At 62.1% G+C, this 23636-nt stretch carries 20 protein-coding genes; 15 read left to right on the forward strand and 5 right to left on the reverse strand.

Translation table 11 applies throughout. The annotated features are described in order from the left end of the window. Positions 1-44: 44 nt before the first annotated feature. From NMG46_RS25410 to NMG46_RS25435, 6 genes are all read left to right on the forward strand, one after another. A complete protein-coding gene (locus tag NMG46_RS25410; RefSeq protein WP_254820156.1) occupies positions 45-332 on the forward strand; it encodes a succinate dehydrogenase assembly factor 2 in 288 nt (95 codons plus the stop codon). Positions 333-345: 13 nt separating this feature from the next. Further along, positions 346-3843 (forward strand): transcription-repair coupling factor, encoded by a 3498-nt coding sequence (gene mfd / locus NMG46_RS25415; protein WP_254820157.1) that lies wholly within the window; start codon positions 346-348, stop codon positions 3841-3843. A 179-nt stretch (positions 3844-4022) separates the two neighbouring features. Further along, positions 4023-5396 (forward strand): class II 3-deoxy-7-phosphoheptulonate synthase, encoded by a 1374-nt coding sequence (locus NMG46_RS25420; protein WP_254820158.1) that lies wholly within the window; start codon positions 4023-4025, stop codon positions 5394-5396. Positions 5397-5521: 125 nt separating this feature from the next. Beyond that, complete coding sequence (locus NMG46_RS25425; RefSeq protein WP_254820159.1) at positions 5522-5941, forward strand: GFA family protein; 420 nt, start codon at positions 5522-5524, stop codon at positions 5939-5941. A 77-nt stretch (positions 5942-6018) separates the two neighbouring features. Next, positions 6019-6378 (forward strand): diacylglycerol kinase, encoded by a 360-nt coding sequence (locus tag NMG46_RS25430; RefSeq protein ID WP_254820160.1) that lies wholly within the window; start codon positions 6019-6021, stop codon positions 6376-6378. A 102-nt stretch (positions 6379-6480) separates the two neighbouring features. Further along, positions 6481-7068: a hemerythrin domain-containing protein gene (locus tag NMG46_RS25435; RefSeq protein WP_254820161.1), complete on the forward strand. Its 588-nt coding sequence runs from the start codon at positions 6481-6483 to the stop codon at positions 7066-7068. Positions 7069-7071: 3 nt separating this feature from the next. Here NMG46_RS25435 and NMG46_RS25440 read toward each other — a convergent pair whose 3' ends face one another. Both NMG46_RS25440 and NMG46_RS25445 read right to left on the reverse strand, forming a co-directional pair. Then, a complete protein-coding gene (locus tag NMG46_RS25440) occupies positions 7072-7659 on the reverse strand; it encodes a DedA family protein (RefSeq protein ID WP_254820162.1) in 588 nt (195 codons plus the stop codon). Then, a complete protein-coding gene (locus NMG46_RS25445) occupies positions 7656-8219 on the reverse strand; it encodes a DUF1003 domain-containing protein (protein WP_254820163.1) in 564 nt (187 codons plus the stop codon). Before NMG46_RS25445 ends, NMG46_RS25440 begins: the two co-directional genes overlap by 4 nt. Positions 8220-8302: 83 nt before the next feature. Here NMG46_RS25445 and NMG46_RS25450 point away from each other — a divergent pair, with 83 nt between their 5' ends. The 5 genes from NMG46_RS25450 to gltX all read left to right on the forward strand — a co-directional run bounded on the left by NMG46_RS25450 (position 8303) and on the right by gltX (position 14890). Continuing rightward, on the forward strand, positions 8303-9016 hold the full coding sequence (locus NMG46_RS25450) for a DNA-3-methyladenine glycosylase I (protein ID WP_254820164.1): 714 nt from the start codon (positions 8303-8305) through the stop codon (positions 9014-9016). 65 nt (positions 9017-9081) lie between these two features. After that, the gene (locus NMG46_RS25455) at positions 9082-10764 is read left to right on the forward strand and encodes an NAD+ synthase (protein ID WP_254820165.1); all 1683 of its coding nucleotides are present in this window, start codon (positions 9082-9084) and stop codon (positions 10762-10764) included. Positions 10765-10790: 26 nt separating this feature from the next. Further along, positions 10791-11204 (forward strand): GNAT family N-acetyltransferase, encoded by a 414-nt coding sequence (locus NMG46_RS25460; protein WP_254820166.1) that lies wholly within the window; start codon positions 10791-10793, stop codon positions 11202-11204. 373 nt (positions 11205-11577) lie between these two features. Further along, positions 11578-13383 carry an ABC transporter ATP-binding protein gene (locus NMG46_RS25465; RefSeq protein WP_254820167.1) on the forward strand — a complete coding sequence of 602 codons (1806 nt, stop codon included), beginning with the start codon at positions 11578-11580 and terminating at the stop codon, positions 13381-13383. 133 nt (positions 13384-13516) lie between these two features. Next, positions 13517-14890, forward strand: a complete 1374-nt coding sequence (gene gltX / locus NMG46_RS25470) for a glutamate--tRNA ligase (RefSeq protein ID WP_254820168.1) — start codon at positions 13517-13519, stop codon at positions 14888-14890. Here gltX and NMG46_RS25475 read toward each other — a convergent pair. Beyond that, positions 14808-16010, reverse strand: a complete 1203-nt coding sequence (locus NMG46_RS25475; protein ID WP_254820169.1) for a DUF2865 domain-containing protein — start codon at positions 16008-16010, stop codon at positions 14808-14810. The genes gltX and NMG46_RS25475 overlap by 83 nt on opposite strands. Before the next feature lie 262 nt (positions 16011-16272). On the opposite strand from NMG46_RS25475, the gene NMG46_RS25480 reads away from it, so the two are divergent. After that, a complete protein-coding gene (locus NMG46_RS25480) occupies positions 16273-16893 on the forward strand; it encodes a DUF1287 domain-containing protein (RefSeq protein ID WP_254820170.1) in 621 nt (206 codons plus the stop codon). 12 nt (positions 16894-16905) lie between these two features. On the opposite strand, the gene NMG46_RS25485 is transcribed toward NMG46_RS25480, so the two are convergent. Continuing rightward, entirely contained in the window at positions 16906-19230 is a 2325-nt protein-coding gene (locus tag NMG46_RS25485) for an NADP-dependent malic enzyme (RefSeq protein ID WP_254820171.1), read from the reverse strand. Between the two features lie 399 nt (positions 19231-19629). Between NMG46_RS25485 and NMG46_RS25490 the strand changes: the two genes are divergently transcribed. Then, a complete protein-coding gene (locus NMG46_RS25490; RefSeq protein WP_254820172.1) occupies positions 19630-21030 on the forward strand; it encodes a selenium-binding family protein in 1401 nt (466 codons plus the stop codon). Positions 21031-21054: 24 nt separating this feature from the next. Then, entirely contained in the window at positions 21055-21720 is a 666-nt protein-coding gene (locus NMG46_RS25495; protein ID WP_254820173.1) for a hypothetical protein, read from the forward strand. A gap of 140 nt (positions 21721-21860) precedes the next feature. On the opposite strand, the gene NMG46_RS25500 is transcribed toward NMG46_RS25495, so the two are convergent. Continuing rightward, positions 21861-22640, reverse strand: coding sequence for an SDR family oxidoreductase (locus tag NMG46_RS25500; RefSeq protein ID WP_254820174.1), 780 nt, complete (start codon positions 22638-22640; stop codon positions 21861-21863). A gap of 120 nt (positions 22641-22760) precedes the next feature. Between NMG46_RS25500 and NMG46_RS25505 the strand changes: the two genes are divergently transcribed. Continuing rightward, positions 22761-23582, forward strand: a complete 822-nt coding sequence (locus NMG46_RS25505; protein WP_254820175.1) for a UDP-2,3-diacylglucosamine diphosphatase — start codon at positions 22761-22763, stop codon at positions 23580-23582. The last annotated feature ends 54 nt before the right edge of the window (positions 23583-23636 follow it).

The following is a 23636-nucleotide window of genomic DNA, read 5'->3' on the forward strand; positions in this document are numbered from 1 at the left end:
TTCTATCCACGCTATATGCGCCGCCTGGGCAAGGATGTTGCACGATGACCGGAACGAAACGATCCAGCGAGGGCCTCGATGCCCGCCGCCGCAAGCTTCTGTTTCGTTCGTGGCACCGCGGCATGCGTGAGATGGACCTTATACTCGGCAGCTTCGCCGATGCCGAGATCGGCGCCTTGACCGGCGACGAAATCGACCAATATGAGAGGCTCCTCGACATTCCCGACACCGAATTCCTGCCCATCGTCACCGGGGAGCGCCCGATCCCGGCGACTATCGATTGTGCCGTCCTGCAAAAAATCCTGGCCTCGCGCCGGCCCCTGACCTTCTGAACGACGTGTAGCCATGAGCCTTATTCCTACGATCGGTCTGCCGAAAGGCCGCGCCGACCAGTTCATTGTCGATGGCGTCGCCGACGGCTACGAAGCCTTTGCGCTGGTGCAGGCTGCGCGCGAGATCGCACCGGACAAGCCGGTGCTGTTCGTGGCCCGCGACGGCCAGCGCCTGCCGGCGATCGTCGAGGCGCTTGCCTTTGCCGCGCCGGGCCTGCCGGTGCTGGAACTGCCGGCTTGGGATTGCCTGCCTTACGACCGTGTCTCGCCCGGCGCCGATGCCGCCGCAAGGCGGCTCGATGCACTGGCTGCAATGATTGCGCTGGTGAAGAAGCCGCACCGCGCCGTCGTCCTCACCACCGCGAATGCGCTGTTGCAACGCATTCCGCCGGCTGAACTCGTCGAGGCGCAGACCTTCCACGCCAAACCGGGCAACCAGATAGACATGAACGTGCTGGTGTCGCGGCTGGAGAATTCCGGCTTCGAGCGAGTGCCGACGGTGCGCGGTATCGGCGAATTCGCGGTGCGCGGCGGCATTCTCGATCTCTTCGCGCCCGGCTGGACTGAGGCGCTGCGCCTCGATTTCTTCGGCGATACGCTGGAATCGATCCGCGTCTTCGATACCGCAACACAGCGCACCACCGGCCAGCGCAAGTCGATGGCGCTACAGGCGATGAGCGAGGTGGCGCTGACGCCAGAGACGATCAGCCGCTTCCGCCGCGCCTACATCGAAGCCTTTGGCGCGCCCTCGCGCGACGATGGGCTCTATGCGGCGGTCAGCGAGGGCAGGCGGTTTGCCGGCATGGAGCACTGGCTGCCGTTCTTCTATGAGCGGCTGGAAACCGTGTTCGATTACCTGCCGGATGCGCCCGTGGTGTTTGATCATCTGGCGCATGAGGCACTGGCCGAGCGCCATGCGCTGATCCTCGATCATTATGAGGCGCGCAAAAAACAGGCCGACGGCGCCTTGAAGGATGCCGTGCCCTACAAGCCGGTGTCGCCGGATTTGCTTTATCTGTCGCCCGAGAACCTGATTGCTTCGCTTGGCCCGCGCGAAGCGATAGACTTCACGTCCTTCGATGCGCCCGATGCCGGTGCGAAAAAGGTGTTCCATGCCGGCGCGCGCCATGGTCGCAGCTTCGTCGAGGAGCGCGCCGACCCTAACGCCAACGTCTTCGACGTCGTCGTAAAACACATTTCCGACGAGCGCGCTGTAGGCCGCCGTGTCATCGTCGCCGGCTGGACTGAAGGTTCGCTCGACCGGCTCGGCCAAATCCTGGCCGAGCATCATCTTGGCAATCTGAGGCCGGTGGCGACGCTTGCCGAAGCCGAAAAGCTTGAGCCAGGGCAAGCGGGACTGGCCGTGCTGCCGCTCGAATCCGGCTTCGAGACGGAGAAACTGATCGTCGTCGCCGAGCAGGACATTCTCGGCGACCGACTGATCCGGCGCTCGAAGCGCAAGAAGCGCGCGTCCGACTTCATCGCAGAGGCTTCGGCATTGTCCTCAGGCGATATCGTCGTCCATGCCGACCATGGCATTGGCCGCTTCATCGGGCTGCGCACCATCGAGGCGCTCGGTGCGCCGCACGATTGCCTCGAAATCCACTATGCCGGCGACGATCGGCTGTTCTTGCCGGTGGAAAACATCGAGTTGCTATCGCGCTATGGCTCGGATTCGGCCGAGGCGACACTCGACAAGCTTGGCGGCGGCGCCTGGCAATCGCGCAAGGCACGGCTGAAGAAACGCCTGCTCGACATGGCCGGGCAGCTGATCCGCATCGCCGCCGAGCGACAAATGCGGGCCGCACCGGCGCTGCTGCCGGCGGAAGGCCTCTATGGCGAGTTTGCAGCGCGTTTCCCCTATGAGGAAACCGACGACCAGCAAACGGCGATCGATTCGGTCAGGGATGATCTGGGCGCAGGAAAGCCGATGGACCGGCTGATCTGCGGCGATGTCGGCTTCGGGAAGACCGAAGTCGCGCTTCGTGCTGCCTTCATTGCGGCGATGGAAGGCTTTCAGGTCGCGGTGGTGGTGCCGACGACATTGTTGTCGCGCCAGCATTTCAAGACCTTCTCGCAGCGCTTCTCCGGCCTGCCGATCCGCGTCGCCCAGGCCTCGCGGCTAGTCGGCGCCAAGGAACTGGCCGAGGCCAAGAAGGGCGTCGCCGAAGGCCAAGTCGACATTGTCATCGGCACGCACGCACTGCTCGGCTCCTCGATCTCGTTCAAGAATCTCGGCCTGCTGATCATCGACGAGGAGCAGCATTTCGGCGTCAAGCACAAGGAGCGGCTGAAGGATCTCAAGACCGACGTCCACGTTCTGACGCTGTCTGCGACGCCGATCCCGCGAACGCTGCAGCTTGCCTTGACCGGGGTGCGTGAGCTGTCGCTGATCGCCACGCCGCCGGTCGATCGCATGGCCGTGCGTACCTTCATCTCCCCCTTCGATCCGCTGGTCATCCGCGAGACGCTGCTGCGCGAGCGCTACCGTGGCGGCCATTCTTTCTATGTCGTACCGCGCATCAGCGATCTCGCGGAAATCCATGATTTCCTGCGCGAATCCGTGCCTGAGCTGAAAGTTGCCGTGGCCCATGGTCAGATGCCGCCCGGCGAACTCGACGACATCATGAACGCCTTCTATGACGGCCAGTACGATGTGCTTTTGTCGACCACAATCGTCGAATCCGGCCTCGATATTCCGACTGCCAATACGCTGATCGTACACCGCGCCGATATGTTCGGCCTGTCTCAGCTCTATCAGCTGCGCGGGCGCGTCGGCCGCTCTAAGGTGCGCGCCTACGCGCTGTTCACGCTGCCCGCCAACCGCAAGCTCACCGATACAGCCGAGCGCCGGCTGAAAGTGCTGCAGTCGCTCGATACGCTAGGCGCCGGTTTCCAGCTGGCCAGCCACGACCTCGACATTCGCGGCGCCGGCAATCTGCTTGGCGAAGAGCAGTCGGGCCACATCAAGGAGGTCGGCTTCGAGCTCTACCAGCAGATGCTGGAGGAGGCAGTTGCCGAAGTGAAGGATTCCGGCGAGGTGCAGGACGGCGGCTGGTCGCCGCAGATCGCCGTCGGCACGGCGGTGATGATCCCGGAAAGCTATGTCCCGGATCTGCAGCTCAGGCTGGCGCTCTATCGCCGCCTTGGCGATCTCGAAAACACTGAAGAGATCGACGCTTTTGGCGCCGAGCTTATCGACCGTTTCGGGCCGCTGCCGGAAGAGGTGAAGCATTTATTGAAGATCGTCTTCATCAAGGCACTTTGCCGCAAGGCCAATGTCGAAAAACTCGATGCCGGACCGAAAGGCGTCGTCATCCATTTCCGCAAGCGCGAATTCCCCAATCCGGTCGGGCTGGTCAAACTCATCGGCGAACAGGGTTCGCTGGCCAAGATCCGGCCGGACCAGAGCGTCGTCTTCAGCCGCGACTGGCCGACGCCCGAAAAGCGGCTGGCAGGCTCAGCGGTTGTCATGACGCAGCTGGCACGGCTGGTGGAGAAGGCTGCGTAGCAAGGTATCGCTGGTGCTCTGGACCATGACGGCGCTGGTACTTTCGCCCCGCCGTGCCATTCGCCAGCGCTGAGATTCCGGTCTAGAATAGGAATTCGGCTTCGTGTATGCAGCCGCGACCCCATATGGGGCGGATTGGCGGGCGATGGCGTCCGCGTGAAAGAGCGTTAGGTGCTTCGATGACGAAATGGTCGCCGAATTCGTGGAGAGCTAAGCCGATCCAGCAGGTTCCTGCCTATCCGGACCTTGCCGCGCTGAGGAACACAGAAGCCCAGCTCGCCACCTTTCCGCCGCTGGTTTTTGCAGGTGAGGCACGCAAGCTGAAGAAGCAGCTTGCAGCCGTCGCTGCCGGTGACGCATTCCTTCTGCAGGGCGGCGATTGCGCCGAGAGCTTCGCCGAACATGGCGCGGACAACATCCGCGACTTCTTCCGCGTCTTCCTGCAGATGTCGGTGGTACTGACCTTCGCCGGCGCTCAACCGGTGGTGAAGGTCGGCCGTGTCGCCGGCCAGTTCGCCAAGCCGCGCTCGTCCGACAATGAGACCAAGGGCGGTGTGACGCTGCCCAGCTATCGCGGCGACATCATCAACGGCATCGAGTTCGATGCCAAGTCGCGTATTCCCGATCCTGCAAGACAGGAGATGGCGTACCGCCAGTCGGCGGCGACGCTCAACCTTTTGCGTGCGTTCGCCCAGGGCGGCTACGCCAGCCTGGAGAACGTGCATCAATGGATGCTCGGGTTCGTCTCCGACAGCCCGCAGGGCGAGAAATACGAATCGCTCGCCAACCGCATCACCGAGACGATGGACTTCATGAAGGCCGTCGGCATCACCTCGGAGACCAATTATGCGCTGCGCGAGACCGATTTCTATACCAGCCATGAGGCGCTGCTGCTCGGTTATGAAGAGGCGCTGACTCGCGTCGATTCGACCTCGGGCGACTGGTACGCCACCTCTGGCCACATGATCTGGATCGGCGATCGCACGCGCCAACCCGACCATGCGCATGTCGAATATTGCCGTGGCATCAAGAACCCGCTGGGGCTGAAATGCGGGCCGTCGCTGACGCCCGACGGCCTGTTGCAGCTCATCGATCTGCTCAATCCGGAGAACGAGCCCGGCCGGCTGACGCTGATCGCTCGTTTCGGCTCCGATAAGGTCGCCGACCATCTGCCGAAGCTGGTGCGAGCGGTACAGAAGGAAGGCCGCAGTGTGGTGTGGTCTTCCGACCCGATGCATGGCAATACGATCGAGGCCGCCGGCTACAAGACACGGCCGTTCGACCGCATCCTGAAGGAGGTGCAGACGTTCTTCGAGGTGCACCGCGCCGAAGGCACGCATCCCGGCGGCATTCACATCGAGATGACAGGCAAGAACGTTACCGAATGCACCGGTGGTGCCCGCGCCATCACCGCCGAAGAATTGCAGGATCGCTACCACACCCATTGCGATCCGCGGCTCAACGCCGACCAGGCGATCGAGTTGGCGTTCCTGGTGTCCGATCTGCTAAAGAAGAGCCATCCGGTCCAGCACAAGCAGGCCGTCAACGGCTGATTAGAACGTATTCGATCATCGAGGTGGTCAGCGAAACGCGTCCGGCCGGTGTCGCATTTGCTCGTGCCTAACGCACGCAAAACTGGAATCCTGCGAAGCGACGGCAATTGCATCGGGAGGCCGATATGGCTGACAGTCACACCGGATCATGCTTGTGCGGGGCAGTGCGGTTCCAGACACGAGGACCGCTGCGTGGTGTTATCTACTGCCATTGCTCGCAGTGCCGGAAGCAGAGCGGGCATTTTTATGCTGCAACCAATGTTGCCGACGCCGACATCACAATCACGGGCGCGGACAGCATCACCTGGTACGAGGCATCTTCGTTTGCCAGACGGGGTTTCTGCAAGACATGCGGCTCGCTGCTGTTCTGGAAGCCGACGGATGATGGCTATGTTTCAGTCCTGGCCGGGCTGTTCGACGCGCCAACCGGACTTCAAGGGGAATGTCACATCTTCGTCGGCGACAAGGGCGACTATTACGCGGTCGACGACGGGCTGCCGCAGTTCGAGAAGTCAACGCCGTCGATCAAGGTGGCAGGCGACTGATTTTTGAAGAGGTCGCCTTATTCCCTTGGTCCAGCCATTGCGCTAATCCCCTGCCGGTGATTCCGAAGGGTTTTGGCATGCAGCGGCTGATCGACGCTTTTTACAACTCGGTGCGGGCGTTTCGCAAACTGGCCGCCAGCGAGGAGGCCTTCCAGCTGGAGCTGACGCTGCTTGTGCTTGCCTTGCCGCTCGGCTGGTTCCTTTCGGAATCGTGGCGCGGCTATGCGCTGCTGATCGGCGCGGTGCTGCTCATGATCATGATCGAGGTGCTGAACACCGGCATCGAGGCGGCATGCGACGCGTTCAGCCGTGAATTCAACATCGATATCCAGCTGGCCAAGGATTGCGGTTCGCTGGCGGTGCTGATTTCGGTGGTAATCGCTGCAGGCGTCTGGGGCGTCGCGATCGTCGAGCGGATCCTCGGGGTACCGATCTGACGTTTCAGACACTACATGCCGTCACTGCATTTCTCGTTTTGACCATGATCTCTTCCGAAAAACCGGTACCACTTTTCGGGATCATGGTCTGAGGGGACCGACATGGCCAATACCGCCGGATTTCTGCTGCTTGAACGTGAGGGCCTGCCGGATGATCTGCGCTGGCTGGCCGAAAAATATCCGCGCGAGATCTGGCAGGCGCATGCCAACATTCACGGCGTGGCCAATATGTGGCTGCAGCGGCACGATATGTTCCGCGAGCTTGGCGACATGCTCACCAGTGGTATCGGCGATTATCGAGAAGGTAGGCTGAACGCGCCGGAATTCGCGCGCTGGTTCGCGCCGCGCCTCAACCATTTCCTCGGCAATCTCGACGGCCATCACAATGTCGAGGACCATCATTATTTCCCGGTCTTCGCCAGGGCCGAGACCCGTCTGAAGCGCGGCTTCGAGATTCTCGATGCCGATCACCACACAATCCATGAGGGACTGGAGCGCAATGCCGAGGCGGCAAATGCCTTCATCCGCACGCTTCAGGAGAGCGAGGTCAAGCAGCGCTTCGCCGCCGACACCTATGCCGACGAGAACAGCCGGCTGATCGCCATGCTGACCAGGCATCTTGCCGACGAGGAAGACCTGATCATCCCGCTGATCCTGGAAAAGGGTGACCGTGCGCTCGGCATAGATTGACGATCAGCTTCCCTTGCGAAGCTCCTTCTTGGCGAGGAAGTGCGACGCCAGCCAGCCGAGTATAGCCACAACGAGGCCGATTGCCAGAGCGATCAGCAGCCGCTCGTGGCGGGCCAGCGCCTGGCCGACGATGCGCTCGGCACCCAGCCCGAACACATAACCGACCGTGCAGAACAGCCCCGCCCAGACCACCGATGAGATGGCGTTGAGGATGGCGAAACGCGCCGCGGCGATGCCGGACAGCCCCGCCGCGATACCACCGACCAGGCGCAGGCCATAGATGTAGCGGTTCGACAGCACGAAGATGTTGGGATGAGAGGTGACGAGACGATAGGCGTGGCTGAAGCCCGGCCGGGCACGGAGCCTGATCACGAATTTATGGTCGGCGAAGCTCCGCCCCAAGATGAAGAAGAACGTGTCGCCACCGAAGGCGCCGAGCGCTGCCGCGAGGAAAGCCTGCCACAGGACGAAGACATGCTGATGCGCGAAGAAACCGCCAAGGATGGCGGCGCTTTCGCCCTCGGCCACGCAGCCCAGGAAAACCGCGACCAACCCATATTGCTCAATGAGACGATGGATGGCTTCCGTCATGAAGACGTTCGCTGCTTCGACAGAATGTCGTCGATGCGCTTCACCTGCTCGGCCAGCCGGGCGATCTCGTCTCGCATGCCGATGATCTGGCTGTGGCGCAGTTCGTCGAGCTTTTCGTGTAACGCCATGATCTCGATCTCGGCCTTGAGATTAACCTCATAGTCGTGGGCGGCGTCGATTCGATCGCGCTCCGTCTGGCGGTTCTGCGCCATCATGATCACTGGCGCCTGCAGGGCGGCAACCATGGAAAGCACGAGATTGAGGAAGATGAATGGATAGGGATCGAAGGCGGCGCTCGACAAGAGCCAGACATTGCCTGCCGTCCACAGGATCAGGAAGCCAATGAATGCCAGGATGAAGGACCACGAGCCGCCGATCCGGGCGATGGTGTCGGCCAGGCGATCTCCAAACGTCTGGTGAAAGGCGACGGCCTTGTTGGTGTCCTTGGAGATCGTGGTGCGCTCGAGCGTAGATTGCAGTACCCGGCTTTCGAGCGCGCTGAGGCCGTCCGGCTTTCGCTTCAGCCAGCGGCTTGCCAGGTCCTCGATCGTCTTGTTCATCGTCGCCTCCGTCGTCAGCGATGAGGTAGAAGCTGCCGGTTCATACGGGAAGTGGTAGATTGACGCGATGGGGTCAGGAAACAATGGTGGATTTTCAGAAAATTCGCGCCCGTGCAGCGAAACGCAAAGGCGGTGAGGCAGCCCTTACGTCGCTGCTGGGTCCAATGCCTGACAATGCCGCGGTGGCAAAGATTGCGGATGACCGGATCCTGTCGACCATGGCCGAGCGGGTCTTTGCCGCCGGCTTCGTCTGGCGCGTCATCGAGCAGAAATGGCCGGGTTTCGAGGAAGCATTTCTTGGCTTCGAACCGAAGCGGCTGCTATTCCAGCCTGACGATTTCTGGCACGATCTCACCGCCGACAAGCGCATCGTGCGCAATCCGCAGAAGATCAAATCCGTACGCGACAACGCGGCCTTCGTCGAGCGCGTGTCGAAGGAGCACGGCAGCTTCGGCAAGTTCCTGGCCGATTGGCCGGCGGATGACCAGGTCGGGTTGATGGCCTACCTCGGCAAGCACGGCAGCCGGCTCGGCGGCAATACCGGCCAGTATTTTCTGCGCTGGCTTGAGTGGGACGCTTTTGTTGTCTCGGCCGATACGGCGGCCGCACTGCGCGATGCCGGACTCGACATCGCGGAGAGCCCGACGTCGAAGAGGGATTTGGGCAGGATCCAGGCGCAGATCAACGCCTGGGCGGCGGAAACCGGGCTGCCGCGCCGACACATTTCCCGCATTCTGGCAATGTCGATCGGCGAGAACCATCCGCCGGAAGCCTTGCGCGAATATATGGGCGAATAGGATCGATTGTTTGGTCCAAACGAACGCCATTGCCCGACGAATTTTGCCGCGCTAAACCCACGGGCATGACAGACAGGACCGCTCCAGACATATTGCGCATCGCCGTCGCCCAGCTCAATCCGACGGTCGGCGACGTCGCCGGCAATCTTGCCAAGGCACGCGAGGCGAGGGCGGATGCCGCCCGCCAAGGCGCCGACCTCGTGCTGTTTACCGAGCTTTTCCTTTCCGGCTATCCGCCTGAGGATCTGGTGCTGAAGCCGGCATTCCTGAAGGCGTGCGAGCGGGCGGCGGAGGATTTCGCCGGCGATACCGCCGACGGCGGCCCAGGGTTCATCATCGGCACGCCGTTGAAGCGCAAGACCGGCACGCACAATTCGATCATCTTTGCTGATCGCGGCAAAATCCTTGCCGAACGCTACAAGCTCGATCTGCCGAATTACGGTGAGTTCGACGAGAAGCGCGTCTTCCAGGCCGGCCCCGAGATCCAGGGGCCGGTCAATTTCCGCGGCGTGCGCGTGGGAGTGCCTATCTGCGAAGACATCTGGGGCGAAGTTGCCGTCTGCGAGACGCTGGCCGAAAGCGGCGCCGAAATCCTGCTGGTGCCGAACGGCTCGCCCTACTATCGCGGCAAGGTCGATGTCCGCCACCAGATCGTCATCCGCCAGGTCATCGAATGCGGACTGCCGATCATCTATGCCAACCAGCTTGGCGGCCAGGACGAACTGGTCTTCGACGGCGCATCGTTTGCCATCGGTTCTGACAAGACGCTGGCCTTCCAGATGAGCCAGTTCGAGGAGACGGTCAACGTCACCACCTGGAAGCGAAAGAATGACATCTGGGTCTGCTCTGACGGACCGATGTCGAAAATCCCTGAAAAGGAGGAGGCCGACTATCGCGCCTGCATGTTGGGCTTGCGCGACTACGTCAACAAGAACGGCTTCAAGAATGTCGTGCTTGGCCTTTCCGGCGGCATCGATTCGGCGATCTGCGCGGCACTTGCCGTCGATGCGCTGGGCGAGGAGCGGCTGCGCGCCGTGATGATGCCTTACCGCTACACTTCGAAGGACTCGCTCAAGGACGCCGAGGACTGCGCCCGCGCGCTCGGCTGCCGCTACGATATCGTGCCGATCTTCGAGCCGGTCGAGGGCTTCCTGCACACACTGACGCAGCTTTTCGAGGGCACCAAGGAAGGCATCACCGAGGAAAACCTGCAGAGCCGTGCCCGCGGCACCATCCTGATGGCGATTTCCAACAAGTTCGGCTCGATGGTGGTCACTACCGGCAACAAGAGCGAGATGTCGGTAGGCTACGCCACGCTTTATGGCGACATGAATGGCGGCTTCAATCCGATCAAGGATCTCTACAAGATGCAGGTCTATGCGCTGGCGCGCTGGCGCAACGCGCATGTGCCGCCGGGTGCGCTCGGTCCGTCCGGCGAGGTGATCCCGAATAATATCATCGACAAGGCTCCCTCGGCGGAACTGCGAGAGAACCAGACCGACCAGGATTCGCTGCCGCCCTATCCGGTGCTCGATGACATATTGGAGTGCCTGGTCGAAAACGAGATGGGCGTCGACGAGATCGTTGCGCGCGGCCATGACCGGGCGACGGTGACGCGCGTCGAGCACCTGCTTTACGTCGCCGAATACAAGCGCCGGCAGGCGGCGCCCGGCGTGAAGATCACCAGGAAGAATTTTGGCCGCGACCGCCGCTATCCCATCACCAACCGGTTCAGGGATGGCGGGTAGGCGATTGGCTGCATAACGGTTTAGCCATGGCCAACTTTGAGATCAGCTTTGACCTGTCGCAGATCGACTTCCGGGCGACGTCCGACATTTTGAAGGAGAGCTATTGGGGCAGCGGCCGCAGCGATGAACTGCACCGCCGCGCCTTTGCCAACTCACTGTGCGTCGGCGCCTATGTCGGCGGCAATCAGGTCGGCTTTGGTCGGGCGATCACCGACCGTACGGTATTTGCCTATCTCGCCGACATCATTGTCTGGCCCGGGTATCGCGGGCAAGGCATCGGAACCCGGCTTGTCCAGGCGCTTATCGATCATCCGGATTGCAAGACTGTCACGCATTGGAGCCTGTCGACCAACGACGCCCATGCGGTTTACGAGAAGCTCGGCTTCAGACCTTCCACCGACGGCCGCTATATGCGCCTCGACCGTATCACGGCAACCTGAACAGAGGCAGCGCACAACCCGCGATTGTTGCAAAATCGTCTCACTGCTTGGACCAGATGCGCTTTGGGTTATCTACTGACTTGGCGCGGCGTTGAGGCGTCTCTATAAACGCCTTTCCGCGATCCCCTTGGGGAGGACCGAAATGCCAGGATTTGACATCGTTATGCGAGGCCGCGAAGCCTAGGTCTCAATCGGCAAGCCAGAAGGTTCTTACCTTTGCGGCGAAGCCGAGCTGAGAACAGGCGTTCGTCGATGCCGGTCGCCGCCCGTATTCGGGCGAGCCGCCAATTCCTTGGGTGTTAATTCGCCCGACGCGGTTTTTTCAATTTTCGACCTTTTCCGGGATCGGGCTCGTTTGCGCCCGAATGACATCATGGCTCGTTTTCGAATAGATTTGCGCGCGGGCGCCTTTCGCAGCGTTCTTGGCTTCACGCTCAGCCATTGGCGGCGTCAGCCGTGGCGGCTTGCCGGCATTATGGGCACGTTCCTGCTGTCGACCTTGGCCGACGTGCTGACGCCGCTCTATTCCGGCCGGCTGGTGGATGCCGTCGCCAGCAGTGCTGCGGCCGACGATGTTGCGTGGAACGCGGCGATGGCGGCCTTTTCGATGCTGGTTGCCCTGGCGCTCACCGGTGTCGTGCTGCGCAATCTCGCCTTCATGGCCATTGTCGAGCTGACGTTGAAGATGATGGCGGATATCGCCGCCGACGCCTTCCACCGCGTACAGCGCTTCTCCACCGACTGGCACGCCAACAGCTTCGCCGGATCGACGGTGCGCAAGATAACGCGCGGCATGTGGGCGCTCGACCTGCTCAACGACACGATCCTGATCGCGCTGCTGCCGTCGGTCGTCATGCTCGTCGGCTCGACGCTGCTGCTTGGCTGGTTCTGGCCGCTGATGGGCGCGATCGTCGCCATCGGTTCGGTTCTGTTCATCGCGGTGACGACGATGCTGTCGCTTGGCTATGTCGCGCCCGCGGCAAGGCTTGCAAATGCGTGGGATACACGGCTTGGCGGCTCGCTGGCCGATGCGGTGAGCTGCAACGCCGTGGTCAAGGGTTTTGGCGCCGAGGAACGCGAGGAGACGCGGCTTGCCGAGGTCGTCGCCAAATGGCGCGGTCGCACGCGCCGCACCTGGATGCGCGGCACCGTCAACGGCACCACGCAAGGGACGATGCTGCTGCTTTTGAGGGCAGCGGTCATCGGCTTCTCCCTGCTTTTGTGGTCGTGGGGGCAGGCGAGCGCCGGCGATGTCGCCTTCGTGCTGACCTCATTCTTCGTGCTGCAAGGCTATCTGCGCGACATCGGCACGCATATCCGCAATCTGCAGCGCTCGATCAACGACATGGAGGAACTGGTCGACTTCCAGTCCGAACCACTCGGCATCGAGGATCGGCCCGGAGCCAAACCGATCCGGATCACCGATGGCCGTATCACCTTCGACAATGTAACGTTCCATTATGGCAGCCACCGCCTGCCGCTCTATCGCGACTTTTCGGTGGATATCGCGCCGGGCGAACGGGTTGGGTTGGTTGGCCATTCGGGCTCCGGCAAGACGACATTCGTCAAGCTGATCCAGCGCCTCTACGACGTGACTGCGGGCAATATCCTGATCGACGGCCAGGATATTGCCAAGGTGGCGCAGGCGTCGCTGCGCGCACAGATCGCAATCGTCCAGCAGGAGCCGATCCTGTTTCACCGGTCGCTGGCCGAAAACATCGCCTATGCCCGGCCGGCCGCCACGCAGGCCGAGATCGAGCAGGCGGCGCGGTTGGCCAGCGCGCATGACTTCATCGCCAATTTGCCGAAAGGCTATGGCACGCTGGTCGGCGAGCGCGGCGTAAAGCTGTCGGGCGGCGAGCGTCAGCGTGTTGCAATCGCACGCGCCTTCCTTGCCGATTCGCGCATTCTCATCCTGGATGAGGCAACGTCGAGCCTCGATTCGGAATCGGAGGTGCTGATCCAGCAGGCGATGGAGCGCTTGATGGTCGGCCGCACGACGCTGGTAATTGCCCACCGGCTGTCGACGGTGCGGGCGCTGGACAGGCTTTTGGTGTTCGATCGCGGCCGCATCGTCGAAGAGGGCTCGCATGACCAGCTGATCCGGCTGCAAGGCGGCATCTACCGCCGGCTGTTCGAACGCCAGGCGCTTGAACTGACCAAAGGCCTGGTGATCTGACGGTTACGGCGCCGCACGTCTTGATAGACGTGCGGCGCTGCAGTCTTTTCTTCGCCTTTGTCATGTTCTATGTCTGCCGCCGAGCGCGGGGGCGCGTCTTGTCAACAGCAAAACCATCCGGTACGCCCCGCTCATGACAGTTACCGTCCGTTTCGCCCCGTCACCGACCGGCCGCATCCATATCGGCAATGCGCGCACCGCTTTGTTCAATTGGCTGTTCGCCATCAAGAACAAAGGCCGCTTCATCCAGCGCTTCGACGACACCGACGTTGCCCGTTCGACGCAGGAGTTTTCCGACGCTATCCTGTATGACCTGCATTGGCTGGGCATCTTCCCCGACGCCACGGAGTACCAGTCGCGGCGCGTGGAAATCTACGATGCCGCACTGGAGAAGCTGAAGGAGGCGCGCCTCGTCTATGCTTGCTATGAGACGCCCGAAGAGCTCGACCTGAGGCGCAAGGTGCGCCGTACGCGTGGCCTGCCGCCAGTCTATGGCCGTGAGGCGTTGACGCTGACAGCTGAGCAGGTGGCGGAATATGAGGCCGATGGGCGGCGGCCGCACTGGCGCTTTCTGCTGCCCAACTTCACCAGTGATCCGCTGCAGCCGGAGCGCACCGAAATCCACTGGAACGACCTGGTGCGCGGCGAAGAAACCGTCGACCTCGCCTCGCTTTCAGACCCGGTTCTGCGGCGTGAGGACGGCACCTACCTCTATACATTACCTTCGGTTGTCGACGACATCGACATGGGCGTCAGCCATGTCATTCGCGGCGACGACCACGTCACCAATACCGGCGTCCAGATAGCCCTGTTCCAAGCACTTGGCGCGGAGCCGCCGGCGTTCGGCCACCACAATCTCCTGACAACGGCATCAGGCGAGGGACTTTCGAAGCGCACCGGCGCGCTGTCCATCCAGAGCCTGCGTGAGAGCGGCATCGAGCCGATGGCGGTGGCTTCGCTGGCGGTGCTTGTCGGTACCTCGGAAAACGTCGTAGCGGTGCCAACGATGGCCGAGCTAGCCGAGCGCTTCGATCCGGCTGCAACATCGAAATCCGCCGCCAAATTCGACCCGGACGAGCTCTTCGTGCTCAACCGCACGCTGCTGCACCACATGCCGTTTTCAGAGGCGCGCGACCGGCTGATCGTGCTCGGCATCTCCGGCGAACAGGCCGAGCCTTTCTGGCTGGCGGTGCGCGGCAATCTCGACAGGCTGGCCGATGCGGCGATCTGGTGGCGTACGCTTCGAGACGGTCCAGAGGAGCCGGCGGAGTTTTCCGACGAGGACCGCGACTTTCTTCGCCAGGCATTCGAGCTGCTGCCGGAAGAGCCTTGGAACGGCACTGTCTGGAAGGACTGGACGGGCAAGATCCGCGCGGCGAGCGGCCGCAAGGGCAAGGCCCTGTTCATGCCGCTCAGGCTGGCGCTTACGGGACAGTCTTCCGGTCCGGAGCTTGCAGATCTGTTGCCGCTGCTGGGTCGGGAAGGAACGTTGGCCCGACGACCCTGACCTTGCGCTGCTCCGGCGGCGGCAGCGATGTCGGCGAGGGCACAGGTTTGGCGGCAAGCCGTCTGATCGCCTCACGGTCGAGGCCGCCTTGCGAATTGGCCAAGGTCTCCGGGTCGGCGCCCGGATCAGGCTTGGCAACCGGCAGCGGAATGAACGGGGTGGTCTCCACGCTCGCCTCGGATTGTCCCGGGGTTGGCGGGTTGCCGGCGATAATCTGGAAATTCTGCACGGCATTGCAGCCGCAGGTCGGCGGCCGGGGCGTGTCGGATTGCTTGTAGAGGTAGGCCGTCGACAGTTCGATATAAGGCCTGCCGGTCACTGAAGACGTCATCGACGCCGAATCGTCGTTCATGCCGCGCGTGTAGAAAACCTGCATCTCGGTGCCGGGGCAGCTCGATTCGCAATTCTTCTGGTCGCGCTCGAAATCGCCCAGCGAGGCAGCATTCGACATCGGGAAGAAATAGCCGTCGCAGGTCCGCACGCACATGGTGCGGAATTCGCCTCGCGGCTGGCCCAACTCGTCGGCGTTGTTGAGGATGCTGCGGATGTTGCGCGGCTGACTTAGCTCTTCAGCCTGGTCGAGCTCTTCGGGCGGGTCGGGCGCGCCAGGTTCACTGCCCAAAAGCTGGTCGAGCAGGCTTCGGTTGCCGTTTTCACGGCTGGCTTCGCGGACAGGTGTGGGCGTCGACGCCGCATCATCGTGGCAGCCATTGGCGTCAAGCGAGGCCAATATGCGCGCGCGATCGCGTCGCGAACCACCGTCGGCAAGCTCACTGCGCTTGGCCTGCAAGGCGTCGAGATTGGCAGCCATGCGATCGATGGTGGCGTCGAGTGCCACGCATGCGTTGGCGTTGCGGCGAGACAGCGAAAAGCCGCAGCCGGCGCTGCTGGACTGGCTGACGGCTTTTGAAATCTGCTGGCGCTGCCGGACGATCGCGTCGTCGTATTTCCTGAGCAGGCCCGGCTTGCCGCCGCCACGACGAGAAGCGGCGGCAAGATCGGTTTCAAGCTGGCGGCAGAGGCGCGAAGCGGCCTGCGACTGAGTGACGGCAATGCCGCACAGTAGCAGGACGCCGAGCAGCGCGGCTGCCCGCGTCAGCTTGCAATGTGCGCCCGTCATCCCTCCGGACCTCCACCTGCCTGTCATTCAGAACTACCGCGCTCGCGGTTAACCGTTCGTTTAGCATACCGCCGATTCCGGCTTCGGCTCAAATCGGCGATGGCTTGCGCCTGTGCGCGGCTTCGATCACGACGAGGGCTGTCATGCCGACCCCCCCACGGCCTTTTCGGACAGAGCCAGAACCGCGACATCCTGGCGTTGCACGAAAAAGGCGTATTCGCCGAGAAGAATGCCTGGATTCAGTAATGCCCGGAGGCTTGGGATGACCTCGATTACCCGTCGAGCCGCGGTGCAATTTGGTCTTTTATGCCTGGCGATGCCGGTCGCCATGGCGCAGGAAAAGCTTGTCACGCCGGATTGGGGCACCAGATTGGTCGAAGCCGCTCGTGAGCAGATCGGCGTCACCACGCTCTACGATCCGACCTATACACGCCTGGCCTATCCGGGCGGGGACGTTGAGCCAGAGCGGGGTGTGTGCACGGATGTCGTGATCCGTGCCTATCGCCGCGCCTTCGATCTCGACCTGCAAGAATTGGTGCATGAGGATATGCGGGCCAATTTTGCCGCCTATCCGAAGGCTTGGGGCTTGAAGGCGCCCGACCGCAACATCGACCACCGCCGTGTGCCCAATCTTGCGGTCTATTTCGAGCGGCGCGGTGCTGTCTTGCCCGTCACCCAAGACCCCGCCGATTATCGGCCTGGGGATCTCGTCGCTCAGATGCTGCCCGGCAATCTGTCGCATATTGCCATCGTGTCGTCCAATCACTCCACTGTGGTGCCGACAAGAAGGCTGGTTATTCACAACATCGGCGGCGGCGCTAGAGAAGAGGACACTTTGTTTGCCTTCAGGCAGACAGGGCATTTCCGGTTCAAGCCAGTCTGAGAAGGCCCATCGCTAGCCCAGATCGACGATGGCTTGCGCCTTATGCGCGGCTTCGACCACTGCCAGTGCCGTCATGTTGACGACGCCGCGCGAGGTGACCGACGGTGTCAATATGTGCGCCGGGCTGTCGGTGCCGAGCAGGATCGGGCCGACATGCAGCGCGTCCATCATCGTGCGCAGCGCGGTCAGCGTGATGTTCGCCGAATCGAGATTGGGAAACACCAGCAGATTGGCTTCGCCCTTCAGCCGCGAATGCGGATAGACGCGTTGGCGCAGCTGCTCCGATAGTGCCGAGTCGGCATGCATCTCGCCGTCGCATTGCAGGTCGGGCGCGATGCGCGCCAGGATCGCCGCCGCCTGCCGCATCTTCATGGCGCTTGGCGAATCGCGGGAGCCGAAATCAGAATGCGACAGCAGCGCTGCCTTGGGCTCAATGCCGAAACGCTGAATTTCCTCGGCCGCCAAAACGGTCATTTCCGCAATTTCTTCGGCGGTCGGATCGACGGAGACATGGGTGTCGGTGAGGAAAATGATCCCGCGCTGCGAGATCAGCATGGACAGCGTCGACAGGTCGCGATCCCGAATGCCGGGGCGCGGCCCGATGATAAGCGTCACGTTGCGCAAATGGCGCTCGAAACGGCCTTCGAGCCCGCAGACCATGGCGTCGGCGTCGCCGCGCTTCAGGGCAAGGGCCGCGATCACCGTATTGTCGGTGCGCACCATGGTGCGCGCGGCTTCCGTCGTCACCCCACGCCGGCCGGCAAGCTCGATCAAAAGGTCGACATAGTGGCGGTAACGCGGATCGTCTTCCGGGTTGATCAAGCCGAAATCGACGCCCGGCTTGATGCGCAGCCCGTAGCGCTTCAGCCGCACCTCGATGACATGCGGGCGGCCGATCAGGATCGGTTCGGCAATGCCTTCCTCGAGCACGACCTGGGCGGCGCGAAGCACGCGCTCGTCCTCGCCGTCGGCATAGATGACGCGTTTGGCGCTCGACGTCTTGGCCATCGAGAACACCGGCTTCATGACCAGGCCGGAGCGGAAGACGAAGCGGTTCAGCTTGTCGATATAAGCGGCGAAATCGGTGATCGGCCGGGTCGCGACGCCGGTTTCGCAAGCTGCCTTGGCGACAGCAGGGGCAATGCGCAGGATCAGCCGCGGATCGAAAGGCGAGGGGATCAGGAACTCCGGACCAAAGATCGGCGTCTCGCCGGAATAGGCACGCGCGGCAACGTCGGACGGCTCTTCGCGGGCGAGCGCTGCAATCGCTCGCACAGCAGCCATCTTCATCTCTTCGTTGATGGCGCTTGCGCCGCAATCCAGCGCGCCACGGAAGATGTAAGGAAAACAGAGTACGTTATTGACTTGATTGGGGAAATCGGAGCGGCCGGTGCAGATCATCGCGTCGGGCCGCGCCGCCCGTGCTGCTTCCGGCATGATTTCGGGATTGGGATTGGCCAGCGCCAGGATCAGCGGCTTTGGCGCCATGTGGTGGAGCAATTCCGGCTTCAGCACGCCGGCAGCAGACAGGCCGAGAAACACGTCGGCGCCGGGCAGAACGTCGGCCAGCGTACGCGCCTCGGTGTCCTTCACATAAGGGTCTTTCCAGCGGTCCATCTCCTCGACGCGGCCCTTATGGGCAACGCCGAACCGGTCCGTGACCCAGATGTTTTCGACCCGCGCGCCGAGCGAGACCAGCAGGTTGAGGCAGGCAAGCGCCGCAGCACCAGCGCCCGACGTGACGATCTTGATGTCCGAGATGGACTTGCCGGCGAATTCCAGCCCGTTGAGCACGGCGGCGGCGACGATGATGGCGGTGCCGTGCTGGTCGTCATGGAAGACTGGTATGCCCATGCGGGCTTTCAACTGCTCCTCGACTTCGAAGCATTCGGGCGCCTTGATGTCTTCCAGGTTGATGCCGCCGAAGGTTGGTTCCAGCGCCGAGATCGTTTCGACCATGCGCTCGATGCCCGGTGCGTCGATCTCGATGTCGAAGACATCGATGCCGGCGAACTTCTTGAACAGCACCGCCTTGCCTTCCATCACCGGCTTGGAGGCGAGCGGACCGATATTCCCGAGGCCCAGCACCGCCGAACCGTTGGTGACAACTCCGACCAGATTGGCGCGGGCTGTATAGTCGGCGGCGGTTGCCGGGTCGTCGCGGATTTCAAGGCAGGGGGCGGCGACGCCCGGCGAATAGGCAAGCGCCAGGTCGCGCTGATTGCCCAGCGGCTTCGTCGCCTGGATTTCAAGCTTTCCGGGACGGGGGTGCTTATGGAAATAGAGCGCCGCTTCGTCGAGGTCGGATCGGGCCGCCTTCTTGCTTTCGCCTGTCATGACGGCCGCCTCCTCAGTTCAGTCCGTTTGGTGTTTTGAGTCTCTTAGCATGCAGCCGAGGCTTTTCGAGAGGTGATATGTCGCAAGCGCGAGCTTGCGGCTTGCACCCCCGCCCTCCTGTGCGGTCTGCCATTGAGATGTTGGGGCGATAGGCGGGGTGCTGCGGCGAGGTACGCCGCCCAGTTCGAATGTCTGGTGGCGCTCGTCGCTCACAGAGGCCTTGCGGCGAAATAAGTCGACATTGCAGTTCTCCAAAATCCGTGAGATTCTTCGAAAAGTCGCACGAAATAGCGTGCGAACAACAAAGCGCCCCGACGTTTTCGGCGGACATCCAAACGCATCACAGATCGTGCCCCTGATTGTCGGTCGGACTGCTTAACCTGCCAAGGGAGGACGACAATGACTGTACGGCCAGACCCGACTTTCCACGCGACTGCCAAGCTCGCAATGCAGGCGCCAGTCGAAAATTTTGCCTACACTTTGATGTTGAGTCCCGACTTCTCTCAGCCAGATGGACTAGCTATAGTTGACGTAAACCCGAAGTCGAAGGACTACGGCAAGGTCGTCCATAGCGTGATAATGCCGAACAAGGGCGACGAGTTTCACCATTTCGGCTGGAACGCGTGCTCTTCGGCCCTTTCGCCGCTGAGTGGTCACCCGTTTCTCGAGCGCCGCTTTCTGATCATTCCCGGTATTCGATCTTCGCGCATTTACGTCATCGACACCAAGGGCGGACCGACCAAGGCCAAGATCCACAAGGTCATCGAGCCAGAAGAAGTGTTTGCCAAGACGGGCTATTCCAGGCCTCATACGATTCACTGCGGTCCGGAAGGTATTTATGTCTCGACGCTTGGGGGCGGTGGCCCTGACGGCACCGACGGACCTCCCGGCATCTTTGTCATGGATTGCCAGACGTTCGACGTCATCGGGCGCTACGAGATCGATCGCGGGCCGCAGGACAAGCAGTATGATTTCTGGTGGAACCTGCCACGCGACTACATGGTGTCGAGCGAGTGGGCCCTTCCGCCCCAGTTCGAGCAGGGCATCGTGCCTGAAGATCTCCTGTCGAACAAATATGGACACCGGGTGCATTTCTGGAATTTGCGCGAACGCAGGAACGTGCAGACCATCGATCTGGGCGCCAACCACCAGATGGCGCTGGAAGTCCGCCCCGCCCACGACCCGGTCAAGGAATACGGTTTTCTTGGAGTGGTCGTCGACACGACAAACCTCGAGGGATCGATCTGGACCTGGTGGCGCGAGGGCGGCAAATTCCATTGCGAAAAGACGGCGACCATCCCGCCCGAGGCAGCCGCCAAGGATGACCTGCCGCCGTTGCTTCAGGGCTTCGAGGCGGTGCCGCCGCTAGTAACCGACATCGACCTGTCGCTCGATGACCGATTCCTCTACGTATCCTGCTGGGGCACCGGCGAGATGCGCCAATACGATGTGACCGATCCGATGAAGCCTAAGCTTGCAGGGTCCGTCCATATTGGCGGCATCACGCGCAAGACCAAGCATCCCGGCGGCGGCGACTACAGGGGCGGACCGCAAATGGTCGAGATCAGCCGCGACGGCAAACGCGTTTACTGGACCAACTCCCTGTATTCGACTTGGGACGACCAGTTCTATCGCGATGGTATTCCGGCAGCCATGGTCAAGGCCAATGTCGGCGAGAACGGTGGAATCACCCTAGACAAGGACTTTTATGTCGAGTTCCCCGAGGGGTATCGCTCGCACCAGATTCGTCTGGAAGGTGGCGATTGCTCGACGGATTCGTTCTGCTATCCGTCGGTGTAACCGACTGCCCGGGTCAATGAAGCGATGAGCGAGTGGACGACGGCCGGTCTCTGGCTGGCCGTTGTCGCCAGCGGCATTTATCACGGCATCAATCCTGGCATGGGCTGGCCGTTGGCCGTTTCGGCCGGCCTTTTGGACAGACGTGCCGGCGAATTGTTTCGGGCGCTCGGCCTTTTGGCAATAGGCCACTTTGTGGCGATGATCGGTATCCTGCTGCCCTTCGGCGCGATGCTGACGCTCATCGTCTGGGAACGACAGATTCGCATCGCGGCGGGGTTGATTGTGATCGCAGCCGGGATCTATCTCCTGATCAACCGGCGCCACCCGCGTGTTCTTGCCCGTATCCCGCCGGCGCAATTGGCCTTGTGGTCTTTCGCGGCCGCCACCGCGCATGGCGCCGGGCTGATGCTGGTGCCGATTTATCTCGGCTTGTGCCAGGCAGGCGATCTCGATGTTGGACACCAGGCGGCTACCACGCTCATGGCCGGTAATCTGATAACCGCCACCACCGTCTCCGTGGTCCATACGGCCGCGATGATTGTAAGCGGCGGTGTTATCGCCATTGCCGTCTATCGATGGCTCGGACCCAAGTTCATCTCACAAAGCTGGTTCAATCTCGACACTGTGTGGGCCCTGAGCCTGATCCTGGTGGGCGGAATTGGGATCGCGAGTATCGGATTCGCTCGCTAGCTTGCATGCATTGGCAAAGGAATTCTCCCTTCTGCGAATGTCAGGAAGGTCAGATCGCATCATGCGGCGCTCGCACCCAACAACCGCAAAGGGTCGTTCTCCCGCCGTCCAGAGGGTAACCAAGCGTTTGGATTCTACCACTAGAACGCGCTGACGTAGAGGCCGCCGTCGACCGGTACGTTCTGCCCGGTCAGGTAGCCGGCATGGACCGAGCACAGGAAGGCGCAGATCTGGCCGAATTCCTCCGGCGTGCCGAGCCGTTTGGCCGGAACATTGGCTGCTGCTTGCGCCTTGCGCGCGGCAGCTGCCGCCGGATCCTCGACACTGCCGGGTTCATGCGGGCCGCGCAGCCGGTCGGTGTCGAGTTTTCCCGGCAGCATGTTGTTGATCGTCACATTGCGGTCGATCACCGTCCGCGCGACGCCGGCGAGGAACGAGGTGAGGCCGGCGCGGGCGCCGGACGACAGGTCGAGGCCGGGGATAGGCACATAGACGGACAGCGAGGTGATGTTGACGATGCGGCCGAAGCCGCGCGCCGCCATGCCGTCGATCACGGCCTGAACCAGTTCGACAGGGGTTACCATGTTCTGGGTGACGCCCTCGAGGATCTTTTCGCGGTCGAGCGCGCGGAAATTGCGAAACGGCGGACCGCCATTGTTGTTGACGAGGATGTCGGGATCGGGGCAGGCGGCAAGCAGCGCCTGCTGGACATCGGGTTTGGATATGTCGCCGACGATCTCGGTCACCTTGACGCCGAATTTCTCCCGCAGTTCAGCGGCGGTTTTGGCCAGCACGTCGGCGCTGCGGCCATTGACGACCAGATCGCAGCCTGCCTCCGCCAGTGCCATGGCGCAGCCGCGTCCCAAGCCTTTGCTCGAAGCGCAGACGATGGCCTTCTTGCCGCGAATGCCGAGATCCATGGTGATTTTCTCCTCTGATTGCCGCGGCAACCTATCCGGATGGCTGGACCAATCGCAACCGTCATACGGTTGTTGCATGAATCGGGGCATAGCCTCACGCGAAAGCAACGGTGACAAATGATGTCCGGCGCAGAGCCCCGCACTTTCCGCAGCATGTTCATCTCCGACTTCCATCTCGGATCGAAAGCGGCGAAGGCCGAGTTCCTGATCGATTTCCTGCGCCATCACGATGCCGATATCATCTATCTCGTCGGCGACATCGTCGACGGCTGGCGCTTGAGACGAAGCTGGCATTGGCCGCAGAGCCACAATGACGTCGTCCAGAAATTGCTGCGCAAGGCGCGCAAGGGCGCCAGCATCACCTATATCGCCGGCAATCACGACGAGTTCGCGCGCCAGTTCCAGGGCGTGCATTTCGGCGGCATTGTCGTCGCCGACCGCGCCATCCACGAGACCGCCGATGGCAAACGCCTTCTTGTCATTCATGGCGACCAGTTCGACACCGTCGTCCACAATGCGCGCTGGCTCGCCTATCTCGGCGACTACGCCTATGACGCGGCGATGCTGGTCAACCGCATCATCACGCGCCTGCGCCAGGTGCTCGGCCTGCCTTACTGGTCGTTCTCGTCCTGGGCCAAGGTCAAGGTCAAGAAGGCGGTGAATTTCATCGGCTCGTTCCAGACCGTGCTGACCGAGGAGGCGCGCCGCTCGCACGTCGACGGCGTGATCTGCGGGCATATCCACCATGCCGCGATCGAAAGCTACGAGGATGTGCAGTACATCAACACCGGCGACTGGGTGGAGAGCTGCACGGCGGTGGTCGAGCATTTTGACGGCCGGATGGAGATCCTGCACTGGGCGCATGTCCTGCCGGAGACTCCGGTCGGCGGCGAGGTGCTCGTGCCGATCGACATCAAGGGCAGGGCAGTCCAGGCGGCTTGACCAAAACCCGGCCGCCCTCGCTTCAATCGGTTAGTCCAGCGGTTTCATCGACTT

Source organism: Mesorhizobium sp. LMG 17147 (assembly GCF_024297145.1).
Lineage (GTDB): Bacteria > Pseudomonadota > Alphaproteobacteria > Rhizobiales > Rhizobiaceae > Mesorhizobium.